This window comes from Bacillus sp. LQ01, assembly GCF_057624735.1.
On record NZ_JBYEZL010000002.1, the window covers coordinates 1,012,445 to 1,027,662 of the forward strand.

The 15,218-nt window shown below is 36.2% G+C and carries 13 protein-coding genes and 1 riboswitch; all 13 genes read left to right on the forward strand.

Translation table 11 applies throughout. The annotated features are described in order from the left end of the window. Positions 1-35: 35 nt before the first annotated feature. The 13 genes from AC22L0_RS17720 (at position 36) to AC22L0_RS17780 (ending at position 15,168) form a co-directional block, all read left to right on the forward strand. Positions 36-1,277, forward strand: a complete 1,242-nt coding sequence (locus AC22L0_RS17720; RefSeq protein WP_000592989.1) for a M16 family metallopeptidase — start codon at positions 36-38, stop codon at positions 1,275-1,277. A 134-nt stretch (positions 1,278-1,411) separates the two neighbouring features. Continuing rightward, positions 1,412-1,663 (forward strand): YlmC/YmxH family sporulation protein, encoded by a 252-nt coding sequence (locus tag AC22L0_RS17725; RefSeq protein WP_087967427.1) that lies wholly within the window; start codon positions 1,412-1,414, stop codon positions 1,661-1,663. A gap of 170 nt (positions 1,664-1,833) precedes the next feature. Further along, the gene (gene dpaA, locus AC22L0_RS17730; protein WP_000954735.1) at positions 1,834-2,736 is read left to right on the forward strand and encodes a dipicolinic acid synthetase subunit A; all 903 of its coding nucleotides are present in this window, start codon (positions 1,834-1,836) and stop codon (positions 2,734-2,736) included. Then, entirely contained in the window at positions 2,733-3,332 is a 600-nt protein-coding gene (dpaB, locus tag AC22L0_RS17735) for a dipicolinate synthase subunit B (protein WP_000053596.1), read from the forward strand. Before dpaA ends, dpaB begins: the two co-directional genes overlap by 4 nt. 150 nt (positions 3,333-3,482) lie before the next feature. After that, complete coding sequence (gene asd, locus AC22L0_RS17740; protein WP_000414846.1) at positions 3,483-4,529, forward strand: aspartate-semialdehyde dehydrogenase; 1,047 nt, start codon at positions 3,483-3,485, stop codon at positions 4,527-4,529. Positions 4,530-4,552: 23 nt separating this feature from the next. Further along, a complete protein-coding gene (dapG, locus tag AC22L0_RS17745; RefSeq protein WP_000692451.1) occupies positions 4,553-5,785 on the forward strand; it encodes an aspartate kinase in 1,233 nt (410 codons plus the stop codon). An 11-nt stretch (positions 5,786-5,796) separates the two neighbouring features. Further along, positions 5,797-6,675 (forward strand): 4-hydroxy-tetrahydrodipicolinate synthase, encoded by an 879-nt coding sequence (gene dapA / locus AC22L0_RS17750; protein WP_000564763.1) that lies wholly within the window; start codon positions 5,797-5,799, stop codon positions 6,673-6,675. A gap of 736 nt (positions 6,676-7,411) precedes the next feature. Continuing rightward, positions 7,412-9,082: a ribonuclease J gene (locus tag AC22L0_RS17755; RefSeq protein WP_000823096.1), complete on the forward strand. Its 1,671-nt coding sequence runs from the start codon at positions 7,412-7,414 to the stop codon at positions 9,080-9,082. Positions 9,083-9,183: 101 nt separating this feature from the next. Next, complete coding sequence (gene tepA / locus AC22L0_RS17760; RefSeq protein ID WP_000139806.1) at positions 9,184-9,933, forward strand: translocation-enhancing protein TepA; 750 nt, start codon at positions 9,184-9,186, stop codon at positions 9,931-9,933. Beyond that, the gene (locus AC22L0_RS17765) at positions 9,930-10,133 is read left to right on the forward strand and encodes a YlzJ-like family protein (protein WP_000605020.1); all 204 of its coding nucleotides are present in this window, start codon (positions 9,930-9,932) and stop codon (positions 10,131-10,133) included. The genes tepA and AC22L0_RS17765 overlap by 4 nt, the downstream gene beginning before the upstream one ends. A gap of 212 nt (positions 10,134-10,345) precedes the next feature. Continuing rightward, complete coding sequence (locus AC22L0_RS17770) at positions 10,346-12,727, forward strand: DNA translocase FtsK (RefSeq protein WP_001118776.1); 2,382 nt, start codon at positions 10,346-10,348, stop codon at positions 12,725-12,727. A 203-nt stretch (positions 12,728-12,930) separates the two neighbouring features. Next, a riboswitch (purine riboswitch) is annotated at positions 12,931-13,032 on the forward strand. A 232-nt stretch (positions 13,033-13,264) separates the two neighbouring features. Continuing rightward, entirely contained in the window at positions 13,265-13,990 is a 726-nt protein-coding gene (locus AC22L0_RS17775) for a GntR family transcriptional regulator (protein ID WP_000114182.1), read from the forward strand. Positions 13,991-14,082: 92 nt separating this feature from the next. Further along, positions 14,083-15,168: a BMP family lipoprotein gene (locus AC22L0_RS17780; RefSeq protein ID WP_000725771.1), complete on the forward strand. Its 1,086-nt coding sequence runs from the start codon at positions 14,083-14,085 to the stop codon at positions 15,166-15,168. Positions 15,169-15,218 lie beyond the last annotated feature (50 nt).

Sequence of the window (15,218 nt, forward strand, 5' to 3'; positions counted from 1 at the left end):
CTTATTTAGAGAAACTGGCAGTAGGAGGAAAGTTTTTGATTAAAAAATATACTTGTAAAAATGGTGTAAGAATAGTTATGGAAAATATACCAACTGTAAGATCGGTTGCGATTGGTATTTGGATCCATGCGGGATCAAGAAATGAAAATGAAAAAAATAACGGGATTTCTCACTTTTTAGAGCATATGTTCTTTAAAGGGACAGAAACACGTAGTGCACGCGAAATTGCAGAATCATTTGATAGTATTGGTGGGCAAGTGAATGCTTTTACTTCAAAAGAGTACACTTGTTACTATGCAAAAGTGCTAGATGAACATGCTAAATATGCTTTAGATGTATTAGCTGACATGTTCTTTAATTCAACATTTGATGAAGAAGAATTGAAAAAAGAGAAGAATGTCGTATGTGAAGAAATTAAAATGTACGAAGATGCTCCAGACGATATTGTGCATGATATGTTAACGAAAGCAACATATGAAACGCATCCGCTTGGATATCCTATTTTAGGAACAGAAGAAACACTTGATACGTTTACAGGTGATACGCTACGCCAATATATTAAGGATCATTATACACCTGAAAATGTAGTTGTTTCAGTTGCAGGAAATATTGATGAAGCCTTCTTACAAACGGTAGAGCAATATTTCGGTAGTTATGAAGGAACAACAAACCGTGAACAAGTACATAGTCCAATTTTCCATTTTAATAAAGTAGCACGTAAAAAGGAAACAGAACAAGCTCATTTATGTTTAGGATATAAAGGCTTACAAATGGGACACGAAGATATTTATAACTTAATTGTATTAAATAACGTTTTAGGCGGTAGTATGAGTAGCCGTTTATTCCAAGAAGTACGTGAGCAACGTGGGTTAGCTTACTCAGTATTTTCTTACCATTCTTCTTATGAAGATACAGGTATGTTAACACTGTATGGTGGAACAGGTAGTCAACAATTAGATACACTGTATGAAACAATGCAAGAAACATTAGAAACATTGAAAAATACAGGTATTACAGAAAAAGAGCTTATTAATAGTAAAGAGCAATTAAAAGGAAACTTAATGTTAAGTTTAGAAAGTACGAATAGTCGTATGAGCCGTAATGGTAAAAATGAATTGCTACTTCGTAAGCATCGTTCACTTGATGAGATTATCGAAAGTGTAAACACTGTAACAAAAGAAAATGTAGATGGGTTAATTCGTAACATGTTTACAGATGAATTCTCTGCAGCATTAATTAGTCCAGATGGAAAACTTCCAAAAGGAATAAAACTATAATCAACTTTTACGATGTATCTGAAAATAACCTTCTCTCTTTTTAAATGAGAGAAGGTTATTTTTTTTATACATATAGAATAGGTACTAATTATAGACAATGCAAATGAAAAATTTAGTAGGGGAGTGGAGTGAGTATGCGATTAAGTGAATTAAGCGGTAAAGAGGTTGTAGATATAGAAAAAGCGGAAAAAATGGGAGCCTTAGGTTATATGGATTTAGAGATTGATGAGAAAGACGGACAAATACAAACACTTATAATACCTGTAGGGAAGTGGGGAGGTTTTAAAAAGGAACCACAAGAAGTAAGAGTGGCATGGAGTCAAATAAAGAAAGTCGGACACGATATGCTTCTTTGTGATAGTATAGATCGTTCAAATTCGGAGTGAAGGATGGCCATTTTGGTCATCTTTTTTTGTATCTACATAGAAACCTGATAAATCATATGTGCATTTGGATTTTCAATCACCATAAACTCGTACATTACATATGATGTGGAGGAAAAAGAAAAAGTAGGCACTTTTCTTATAAATGACAGAAAAAGAAGGTGAATTAGGGAATGTTGACTGAGATGCATATTGCTGTCATAGGAGGAGATGCAAGGCAGCTAGAAGTAATTCGTAAGCTAGTTGAATTGGATGCGAAACTTTCTTTGATAGGTTTTGATCAGTTAGATCATGGTTTCACAGGGGCAGCAAAAGAAAGTATACAAAATTTAGATTTCACTTCTGTAGACGCAATTATTTTGCCGGTTGCCGGTACAAATGCCAAAGGAGAAGTAGATACTATTTTTTCAAATGAAAAAGTTTCAATAACGAAAGAACAAATTGAAAATACACCAGAACACTTTACTATATATTCAGGTATTGGTACACCTTACTTGGAAAATCTCGTATCTACTACGAATCGAAAACTTGTTAAATTATTTGATCGTGATGATGTAGCAATATACAATTCTATTCCAACGGTAGAAGGTACATTAATGATGGTAATTCAACATACCGACTATACAATTCATGGGTCCAATGTAATGGTTCTAGGATTTGGGAGAACAGGAATGAGTGTTGCGAGAGCATTTCAATCATTAGGAGCCCATGTCAAAGTTGGAGCAAGACGATCTGAACATATTGCACGTATTACAGAAATGATGTTTTCTCCTTTTCATATGCAAGACATAGAGAAAGAAGTAGGAAATATCGATATTGTAATTAATACGATTCCGCATCTCGTTGTAACAGCGAATGTTATTGCAAAAATGCCAGCTCATACGTTAGTGATTGATTTAGCTTCTAAACCAGGCGGTACCGACTTTAGATATGCGGAAAAAAGAGGAGTCAAAGCATTGCTAGCACCTGGATTACCAGGTATTGTTGCCCCAAAAACGGCTGGGCAAATTTTAGCAAATGTTCTTTCTCAGTTATTAGCAGCAGATGCAATTGCAAAGGAGGAGGAAAAGAAATGAGTTTGAAGGGGAAACGAATTGGTTTCGGATTTACAGGTTCACATTGTACGTACGAAGAAGTAATGCCTCATTTAGAAAAATTAATTGCTGAGGGAGCAGAAGTACGTCCTGTTGTTTCTTACACTGTTCAATCAACAAATACTAGATTTGGAGAAGGAGCAGAGTGGATTAAGAAGATTGAAGAAATAACAGGTTTTAAAGCAATTAATTCAATCGTTGGTGCAGAACCACTAGGACCTAAAATTCCACTAGATTGTATGGTAATTGCACCACTAACAGGGAATTCTATGAGTAAATTTGCAAATGCAATGACAGACTCTCCAGTACTAATGGCAGCGAAAGCGACGTTAAGAAATGGCAAGCCTGTCGTATTGGCTGTTTCGACGAATGATGCTTTAGGGCTTAATGGAGTAAATCTCATGCGCCTAATGGCAACAAAAAACATCTACTTCGTCCCATTCGGCCAAGATGCACCAGAGAAAAAACCGAACTCAATGGTAGCTCGCATGGAGCTGCTGGAAGATACAGTGTTAGAAGCGCTGCAAGGGAAGCAATTGCAACCGGTGGTCGTAGAAAAATTCAGATATATGAATTAAAAAACGAAAAAAAACGGACAATTTTTGATGAAACCATCATTCTTACTGTAGAATATGATAAAATTAACGTTATTAAGATCAGAAGGGGTATTGTATACTCCTTCTGATTCTAAGTTATAGAAGGATTGGTATCTAGAAAGGGGCATAGTGATGGAAAAGCAAAAAACTTTTCATGTCGCTGTAGTTGGAGCAACCGGCGCAGTTGGTGAACAAATGTTAAATACTTTAGAGAAACGAGAATTTCCAATCGGGAAATTAACGTTACTTTCATCTAAACGATCTGCAGGTAAGAAACTTGTATTTAAAGGCGAAGAATTTACAGTTCAAGAGGCAACTCCTGAAAGCTTTGAAGGAGTAGATATCGCACTATTTAGTGCTGGTGGATCTGTATCGAAACAATTAGCGCCAGAAGCAGCAAAACGCGGTGCGATTGTTGTTGATAATACAAGTGCATTCCGTATGACAGAAAACGTGCCACTTGTTGTACCTGAAGTAAATGAAAACGACTTAAAAGAGCATAATGGTATTATTGCAAATCCAAACTGTTCTACAATTCAAATGGTAGTAGCTCTTGAGCCAGTTCGTCAGCAATATGGTTTAAAACGAGTAATCGTTTCCACATATCAAGCTGTATCAGGTGCTGGTGCGGCAGCTATTGAAGAACTGCATGAACAATCACAAGCAATCTTAAATGGCGAAGAAGTTAAGGCAAATGTTCTTCCTGTATCAGGTGATAAGAAGCATTTCCCAATTGCTTTTAATGCGATTCCACAGATTGATAAATTCCAAGATAATGGATTTACGTTTGAAGAAATGAAAATGATTAACGAAACGAAAAAAATTATGCATATGCCTGAATTAGAAGTAGCGGCAACATGTGTACGTTTACCAGTTGTATCAGGACACTCTGAGTCTGTTTACATCGAAGTAGAAAAAGAAGGCGTAACAGTAGCAGAATTAAAGAGCTTACTTGCAAATGCGGAAGGTATTGTTCTGCAAGATAATCCAGAAGAGCAGTTATATCCAATGCCAGCTACTGCAGTAGGTAAAAACGAAGTATTCGTTGGAAGAATCCGTAAAGATTTAAATAACGATAAAGGATTCCATCTTTGGGTCGTATCTGATAACTTATTAAAAGGCGCTGCATGGAATTCTGTTCAAATTGCAGAGCGCTTAGTAAAATTACAATTAGTGTAAACGGCTAAGAGAAGGTGCAAAATATGAAAATAATTGTTCAAAAATTTGGTGGCACATCAGTACGTGATGACAATGGACGTAAGCATGCGCTTCATCATATAAAAAAATCATTAGCTGCTGGTTATAAAGTAGTTACTGTTGTATCTGCTATGGGCCGTAAAGGTGAACCATATGCAACGGATACGTTATTAAGTCTTGTAAATCAAGAGGAATCTACTATTTCTAAACGTGAGCAAGATTTATTATTATCATGCGGAGAGTTAATCTCTGCAATTGTTTTCTCTAATATGTTGAATGAGAACGGTATAAAAGCAGCAGCATTAAATGGTGCACAAGCTGGTTTTGTAACGAATGATGACTTTACGAATGCAAAGATTATTGAAATGAATTGCGATCGTATACATGAAGAGTTAGAAAATGTAGATGTAATCGTCGTTACAGGATTCCAAGGGCAAACGAAAAAAGGTGATACGACAACACTTGGACGCGGAGGTAGTGATACTTCAGCTTCAGCATTAGGTGTTGCACTTCATGCTGAATACATCGATATATTCACTGATGTAGAAGGTGTTATGACTGCAGATCCTCGTATTGTAAAAGATGCACGTCATCTTCAAACTGTAACGTATAACGAAATTTGTAACATGGCTTATCAAGGTGCGAAAGTCGTTCATCCACGTGCAGTTGAAATTGCGATGCATGCAAAAGTGCCACTTCGTGTACGTTCTACGTATTCTGATAGTGAAGGTACGCTTATTTCAGCATATGACGGTGCTACAAGAGGTCGTGATGTAGAAGAACGTCCTGTTACGGGCATTGCTCACGTATCAAACGTAACGCAAATTAAAGTGCTTGCAAAAGAAACGGCATATGATTTGCAACAACATGTGTTTAAAGAGATGGCGAACGAAGGAATAAGTGTTGATTTAATTAATATTTCACCTACTGGCGTAGCATATACGGTGAGTGATAATGTATCAAGTCATGCAGTTAAATTATTACAGAACCTTGGATATGAGCCAATTGTGACAGAACATTGTGCGAAAGTATCTATCGTTGGAGCTGGAATGGCAGGATACCCAGGGGTTACTGCGAAAATCGTTACAGCTTTAGCGGAAAAAGGTATTCAAATCCTGCAATCGGCAGATAGTCATACAACAATTTGGGTTCTTGTAAAAGAGACTGATTTAGTGGAGGCTGTAAATGCATTACATAGTGCGTTTGAGCTTTCAAAAGAAAAGCAACTGGAACAATAAGGAGTGAGACCATGATAGATTTTGGGACAATTGCAACCGCGATGGTAACACCGTTTGATATAAACGGGAATATCGATTTTGCAAAGACAACGAAATTGGTAAATTATTTAATTGATAACGGTACAACAGCAATCGTGGTAGGAGGAACGACAGGAGAATCTCCTACATTAACTTCAGAAGAGAAAGTAGCGTTATATCGCCATGTCGTATCTGTTGTCGATAAAAGAGTGCCCGTAATCGCTGGAACAGGTAGCAATAATACGCATGCTTCTATTGACTTAACTAAAAAGGCAACAGAAGTTGGTGTGGATGCAGTAATGCTAGTAGCACCGTATTATAACAAACCGAGTCAAGAAGGAATGTATCAGCATTTTAAAGCAATTGCTGAAAGCACGCCGCTTCCGGTTATGCTATATAACGTTCCAGGACGATCTATTGTACAAATCTCCGTTGATACAGTTGTTCGTTTATCAGAAATAGAAAACATTGTTGCTATTAAAGATGCTGGCGGCGATGTGTTAACAATGACAGAAATCATTGAAAAAACAGCGGACGACTTTGCGGTATACAGCGGTGATGACGGTTTAACGTTACCAGCTATGGCAGTTGGAGCGAAAGGTATCGTTTCGGTAGCCTCTCATGTTATCGGAAACGAAATGCAAGAAATGATTACAGCATTTCAAGCAGGAGAATTTAAGAAGGCACAAAAATTACATCAATTACTTGTAAGAGTAACTGATTCATTATTTATGGCGCCAAGTCCAACTCCAGTAAAAACAGCGTTACAAATGGTTGGATTAGATGTAGGTTCTGTACGTTTACCACTTCTTCCATTAACAGAAGAAGAAAGAGTAACGTTACAATCTGTAATGCAATCTATCCCTCGTTAATAAAAAATGACCTAGTGTAGAACTAGGTCATTTTTTATTATATGCAAATCTTTTCCTCTTTTTCTCACTTATATGTGTTCTTATAAGAATATTAATCGCTTCTTCATTATGTGTATAAGAAAATAATTGTACCCCTTTAACTGAGTCAAAAAATGATAGATATTATGGCATAAACGTAATAAACTACGGTGTCTGTTTTTAGAGAAATCCCCTCAAATGTGACGTAATTCATAAAAAAACTCCATTTTGTAAGTGTTTTTGTTAGATTCTAGAAAAATAAATCTTGAAACTCCCTATTATGAAATGAATTTAGCGTATGTATGGCTAGTTTTTCAAAATAATATGGAGTATAAAATCGGAGTAAATATAAAGGAAATACGTTCGATACTTTTGTTGTCATTCCGTTCTTTTACTCTTTCTTTCGCACGATTTAACTTGTGTTCTATTTCTTGTATCAGGTATAATATGGCTAAGTAGCTTAGTACGGGTATGCTTAGCAAAATTGGGAAAAATTATAATTTAATTAAATTTTCATATCATATCGAATAAGATATTTGATTTATATAATGAAAGAGAGGTGAAACCTGGTTTAAAAAATAAACAAGGACATGATATCGCATAACGGTAAGGACATTCGTCTTGGACGGTGAAAATATGGTGGTTGTAGAGTTTCCCCTGGTGTCTCTGCAATTTTAGTGAAATCAGTGTTTGCAAGATTTTTAAACCAGGCAACAACATGAAGAGAAAAGAGAATGAGTCTGTTAAAGTATTTGCTCTTGGTGGAGTAGGTGAAATTGGGAAAAACATGTACTGTGTTGAAATTGATTCTGAAATCTTTATCGTAGATGCAGGGTTAATGTTCCCGGGAGATGAAATGTTTGGAATTGATATCGTTATTCCTGATATTACATATTTAGTGGAAAATCAAGAGCGAGTAAAAGGTTTATTTATTACTCACGGTCATGAAGATCATATTGGTGGAATTGTGTATGTACTTCGTAAATTATCTATTCCAGTCTATGCAACGAAATTAACAGTAGGACTTATACAAGAAAAACTTGGTGAAGCGGGCATGTTAGGCCGTGTAGACCTAAAAACAATCGATTCAAATTCAACAGTAGAATTTAACACTACAACGGTGTCATTCTTCGGAACGACACATAGTATTCCGGATTCTGTTGGCGTTTGTTTCCATACATCAAAAGGTGCAGTCGTATATACGGGAGACTTTAAATTCGATCAAACTCCAATTGGAAATAGTGGAGCAGACCTTGGGAAAATGGCGCAAATCGGAAATGAAGGCGTACTTTGCTTATTATCTGATAGTACAAACGCAGAGCGCCCAGGCTATACAGGTTCAGAAAAAGAAGTTGGTGTAGAAATCTCTAAAGTGTTCTACGGCGCAGAAGGTCGTATTATCGTTGCTTCATTTGCATCGAATGTACATCGTATTCAACAAGTATTTGATGCAGCTGCTGAAACAGGGCGAAAAGTAGCGGTAGTAGGACGTAGTATGGTGAAAGTAGTAGACATTGCAAGACGTCTTGGTTATTTAGATGTTCCAGAAGGTATGGTTATTTCATTACAAGAAGTAGACAACTTTCCAGAGAAGAAGGTAGCTATTTTAACGACAGGTAGTCAAGGTGAACCGATGGCTGCTCTATCTAGAATGGCAAAACAAGCACATAAACAAATTTCAATTCGTAAAGGTGATACTGTTATCATTGCTGCTTCGCCAATTCCGGGTAATGAAATATCTGTATCAAAAATTATTGATTTGTTATTTAGAGCTGGAGCTGAAGTTGTTTATTACGGCGAACGAAAAGTTCACGTGTCAGGTCACGGTAGCCAAGAAGAATTAAAATTAATGTTAAATTTAATGAAACCAAAGTACTTTGTACCCGTACATGGTGAGTTCCGTATGCAAAAAGCACATGCATATTTAGCTGAAGATGTAGGGATTACAAGAGAAAATATCTTTATCGTAGAAAAAGGCGATGTAATTGCTTTTGGTGACGATGAAGCGAACTTAGTCGGTAAAGTACAAGCTGGTAATGTTTTAATTGATGGATTAGGTGTAGGTGACGTTGGTAATATCGTTCTTCGAGATAGAAAGATGTTATCTCAAGATGGAATACTAGTAGTTGTTGTAACGCTTGGTAAAGATGAAAAGAAAATTATCTCTGGTCCAGAAATCATTTCACGTGGTTTCGTATATGTTCGTGAATCAGAAGCGTTAATTGAACGATCTACAGAGATTGTACGTATGATTGTTGAGCAGTCAATTAAAGAATATTCAATTGAATGGTCAATGTTAAAACAAAATATTCGTGAATTATTAGGACAGTTCTTGTACGAAGAGACAAAGAGAAAACCTATGATTTTACCGATTATTATGGAAGTATAAAAAGATCACCCTTATGGGTGATCTTTTTTCTTTTTAACCCTATCGAATGAAATTTATAACTTAAGAAATAATAGTTATATACGAGTGAAAGGGGATGCGAAATGACAGAACGTGATCGATATACAAATGAAGAAAAAGAAGCTGAGCCAAAAGAAGCTGGAAAAGAGGCTTCAATAGTTGAAAAAATTCAACAGCTTGGACAGACAAATGTACCACAGATGAATGAATCACGTATTCATTGTTTAACGATTATCGGACAAGTGGAAGGTCATGTTCAATTACCACCGCAAAATAAAACAACAAAATATGAGCATATCATTCCGCAAATTGTTGCGATTGAACAAAATCCGAAAATTGAAGGTTTGCTTTTAATATTAAATACGGTTGGAGGTGACGTTGAAGCTGGGCTAGCAATTTCTGAAATGGTAGCTTCACTTTCAAAACCAACAGTATCTCTAGTTTTAGGTGGGGGACATTCCATCGGTGTACCGATTGCTGTTTCTACTGACTATTCGTTTATTGCGGAAACTGCGACGATGACAATTCATCCAATTCGTTTAACAGGTCTTGTCATAGGTGTGCCACAAACATTTGAGTATTTGGATAAGATGCAAGAAAGAGTCATTCGTTTTGTGACGAAGCACTCGAAAGTAACAGAAGATCGTTTTAAAGAGCTTATGTTTGCGAAAGGAAATTTAACGCGAGATATTGGGACGAATGTAATTGGTGGGGATGCAGTAAAGTACGGTCTTATAGATGATGTCGGCGGTATTGGAAATGCAATTCGAAAATTAAACGAATTAATAGATGTTCGTGCGGAAGATAGTACAGAAGGGACAATGCTACAATGATTTTATATACAATTATGCCAGAGCAACTTGTGTATCCGGCCGATTATTCACAATGTGAAAGTCAAAAAGTTGTAAATATAAATGGTGTGGAATTAATGGTTTCTGAAGAGGAACATGGATGTTATTCTATTGTACGTGTGCTAAGTACGGACCCACTTCACTATTTAGAGTTTGAGCCCGGTCAGAAAATAACCTTTTAGCAAAAAGAAGGATTTTGTTTAGAAGCTATGGTATAATATAAAAAACAAGACGGTTGAGCAGCCATGAGTAGGCTGCTTTCTTCTGTTTATTTAGCATTTTACAAGAAGTGTAAAAATAGAAGATATAAAGACCTGAAAAATAGAGAAAACAGACATATAAATAGAGCATTTTGAGGGGAGCTTTATTTATATGTAGAACGCGAGGTGAAGAAATGGCAAAACAAAAGCAAAGAGGGACGAAGGCAAAGGCAAGGCGTACGATAAAGCCAACTTTGTATTATGAAATTGTCGGTTTAACTCTTTTTGCACTTTCAATCATTACGATTTTACAGCTAGGCGTTGTAGGAAAATCGTTTGTGTTATTTTTTCGCTTCTTCTTTGGTGAGTGGTACATAATTGGTGTGTTAGGTGTAATAGCTTTATCGGTTTCCTTTGTTATAAAACGCGGATGGCCGAACCTTTTAAATAAACGATTAATTGGATTTTATTTAATTGTATTGGCGATATTAATGTTTAGTCATATTACATTATTTAACCTTCTTACAAAAGATGGAGCAGTGCAAAATACTTCTGTTATTGTGAGTACGAAAGATAACTTCTTTCTTGAAATGAAAAAGGGGCCAGATAGCGTTCATTTAGGTGGTGGTATGTTTGGTGCGCTTATGTTCGCAACATGTTACTTCTTATTTGACGAAGTAGGAGCTTATATCATTGGTATTATTCTAGTTATTCTCGGTATACTTTGTATAACAAATAAGCATATTGGAGAAGTGTTAGCGCCAGTTGGTAGAATTCTTAGAAGTCAATTTCAAGTGATGCAAGGGGATTATAAAGATTGGAGAGCTAAAAGAACGGCTGAACAAACAGAAAAGAAAAAAACAACAAGAAGCACAAGAAGCAAACGTGCTGCAGAACAAGAAGAAATTATTGAGCCGATGGAAGAAATTTCAATTGATCCTCCGATTATTTCGAATTTCACTGAGAATTATCCTGTAAATGAAGAAGAGGATAAACGAATCGAAGTAGAGGAAGAAGATTTGATCACTTCACCGTTTATTGAAGAGACTCCGCCAATTGAAGAACCAAAGAAAAAGCGTGGAGAAAAAATTGTTGAATCGTTAGAGAGTGAAGCGCAAGCACCTCCTATGCAATTTTCAAATGTAGAAAATAAAGATTACAAGCTTCCTTCACTTGATATATTAAAATTTCCAAAGAATAAGCAAGTTACAAATGAAAATGCGGAAATTTATGAGAATGCTCGTAAATTAGAACGTACATTCCAAAGTTTCGGAGTGAAAGCGAAAGTAACAAAAGTACATAGAGGTCCTGCAGTTACAAAATATGAAGTGTATCCTGATATGGGGGTAAAAGTAAGCAAAATTGTCAGTTTAAGTGATGATTTAGCCCTTGCTTTAGCTGCAAAGGACATTCGTATTGAAGCGCCAATTCCCGGGAAATCAGCTGTAGGGATCGAAGTTCCGAACTCAGAAGTTTCGATGGTAACACTGAGGGAAGTGCTTGATTCTAAGGCTAATAACCATCCGGAAGAGAAGTTGTTAATTGGTCTTGGCCGAGATATTACAGGTGAAGCTGTATTAGCCCGTCTAAATAAAATGCCCCATTTACTCGTAGCTGGTGCGACAGGTAGCGGGAAAAGTGTATGTATTAACGGTATTATTGTTAGTATTTTAATGCGTGCAAAACCACATGAAGTAAAATTAATGATGATTGACCCGAAAATGGTAGAGTTAAATGTATATAACGGTGTGCCTCATTTGTTAACGCCAGTTGTAACTGATCCGAAAAAAGCATCGCAAGCATTGAAAAAAGTTGTGAGTGAAATGGAACGTCGTTATGAATTGTTTGCTCATAGTGGTACACGTAACATTGAAGGATACAACGATTATATAAAAGAGCATAATAGTCAATCAGAAGCGAAACAACCCGAATTACCTTATATTGTAGTAATTGTGGACGAGTTAGCAGATTTAATGATGGTTGCTTCGTCTGATGTAGAGGATGCGATTATGCGTCTAGCGCAAATGGCTCGTGCTGCTGGTATTCATTTAATTATTGCAACGCAACGTCCGTCAGTTGACGTTATTACGGGTGTTATTAAAGCAAATATTCCATCACGTATTGCATTCGCTGTATCTTCTCAAACAGATTCTCGTACAATTCTTGACGGTGGTGGTGCAGAGAAGCTACTAGGTCGTGGAGACATGCTGTTTATACCAATTGGTGCATCGAAACCTGTACGTGTACAAGGCGCATTTTTATCAGATGATGAAGTTGAGAGAGTTGTAGAATATGTTATTGGACAGCAAAAAGCACAATATCAAGAAGATATGATTCCGCAAGATGTTCCTGATACGAAGCAGGAAGTAGAAGATGAATTATATGATGAAGCGGTTCAACTTGTAGTGGAAATGCAAACAGCATCTGTTTCTATGTTACAACGTAGGTTTAGAGTAGGTTATACGCGAGCTGCTCGCCTAATTGATGCAATGGAAATGAATGGTGTAGTAGGTCCGTATGAAGGTAGTAAACCGAGAGAAGTGCTCATTAATGATGTACAAGAAAAAAGTTCTTAAAAAAAGCCTAATTGTTTTTACAATTAGGCTTTTTTATATAGTGTTTTTGTTATATACTATACTCAGTAATAAAGAAAGGGCTTACATTTAGGGGGGCTCTTTAGAATACGAATACTTTGATTATGTTTTATGTAAATGTTCGATATTTAATGCAGAAAAATGTTGGATTTTGTTGACACGTATGAGAGCAAGTGGTAAGATTACTTCGAAAAGAATCACTGCCTCATATAATCTTGGAGATAAGGTCCATAAGTTTCTACCTGGCAACCATGAATTGCTAGACTATGAGGGGAAAAGTGTGTAACAAAGGATGTAAAGGATCTTTGTGCCGAACTTTTTCTCGAAATGAGGAATGTTTATGGTGCAAAGTTTTTTTTATGCAATAAAGAGTGAAAATTTCATTAAAAAAAATTATTATTATTTATTCGACAATTACGCTTATTTTGGTGTTTAGTCATTTGTACTATGTTGTAAGTTGAAAAAAGAGAAAAGAAGTCTTACATCAGAGGTCGAATAATTGAAATGCGGGGGAGTCTTATGTCAGTAAAATCCGATAGTCGTCACCTATATCTACGGGTGATTGATCACATCAAAGAAAAAATTAAAGATGGGGCTTATAAAGAACGACAAAAGTTACCATCAGAGTTTGATTTAGCGAAAGAACTTGGCGTAAGTAGAGCGACTTTAAGGGAAGCGTTGCGTATTTTAGAAGAAGAAAATGTTGTCATTCGTAGACATGGTGTAGGGACATTTGTAAATGCAAAGCCATTATTTTCTTCTGGAATAGAACAACTTTCTAGTATTACAGATATGATTTCTAGTGTGGGGAAAACACCAGGAACAATCTTTTTATCATCATCTACTACAACTTTAACAGAAGAGGAAAAAGAGAAGTTTAATAGTGAAGATGGTTTTAATGCAGTGATGATTGAACGCGTGCGTACAGCAGATGGGGAACCTGTTGTGTATTGTATCGATAAACTTGCAAAAGAAATATTGCCAGATTTATCGGGTTACAATGAGGAATCATTATTAACGGTGATACATAATAACACACATAAGCGCATAACATATGCGGTTGCCCACATTGAGCCAATTGGCTATCACCCTAAAATCTCACCGATTTTAGAATGTGAGCCTGAAACAGCACTGCTTGTATTAAAACAAATGCACTATGATCAAAATGATGAGCCAATCTTATATTCTATCAATTACTTTAGAGCTGATAAATTTAGCTTCCACGTATTAAGAAAGCGTATGTAGGTAAATTCCTTTTTAGGGAGGTGACAGCAAGAAGTAAGGAACAGCAGCGTAAGAATAAATAAATATATATCATTTTTGGAGGGGTTTCTAGTATGAAGAAAAAAGCAGGCCTTTTATTATCATTAACATTAGCAGCAAGTACAGTTTTAGGTGCATGTGGTAACTCGGATAAGGCGAGCAGTGACAAGAAAGACACGAAAGACAATAAAGACTTCAAGGTTGGTCTTGTAACGGATGTTGGGGGCGTTGATGATAAGTCATTCAACCAATCTTCTTGGGAAGGGTTACAAAAGTTTGGTAAAGATAATGGTTTAAAAGAAAAGACAAATTATCGTTACCTTCAGTCTGAAAAAGAGGCTGATTATATTCCGAATTTAAAAAAATTCTCGAAAGATAAATATGATTTAACATTCGGAATTGGTTATAAATTAGAAGGTGCAATTAAAGAAGTAGCAAAAGAATCTTCAAAACAACAATTTGCAATCGTAGATACTGTTGTAGATGCACCGAACGTAACGAGCATTACGTTTAAAGATCATGAAGGATCATTCCTTGTAGGTGCGGTAGCAGCTATGTCAACAAAATCGAATAAAGTAGGATTTGTTGGTGGAATGAAAAGTGATTTAATTAGTAAATTTGAAAATGGATTTAAAGCTGGTGCAAAGGCAGTAAATCCAAACATTGAAATCGTATCTGAATATGCAGAAGCATTCGATAAGCCTGAAAAAGGTACAGTTCTTGCTTCAGCAATGTATGGTCAAGGCGTAGACGTAATTTATCATGCTGCTGGTGGTACAGGTAACGGTGTGTTCACAGAAGCGAAAAACCGTAAGAAAAAAGGTGAAAATGTTTGGGTAATCGGTGTTGACCGTGACCAACATCAAGAAGGTATGCCTGAAAATGTAACATTAACTTCAATGATTAAACGTGTTGATGTAGCGGTAGAAAAAGTAGCTAAAGAAGCAAAAGATGGGAATTTAAAAGGTGGGAAAATTGAAGAGTTTGGCTTAAAAGATGACGGTATTGGTATTTCAAAAACAACTGATAACGTGAAAAAAGTTAACCCTGAAATTTTAACAAAAGTAGAAGAGCTTGAAAAGAAAATTACAGCCGGTGAAATTAAAGTGCCAGCTACAGATAAAGAGTATAAAGAATACGAAGCTTCTCTAAAAAAATAAATAGAGAAATAGCAAAGGTTAGTTCATAGAACTAACCTTTGTATGTATAA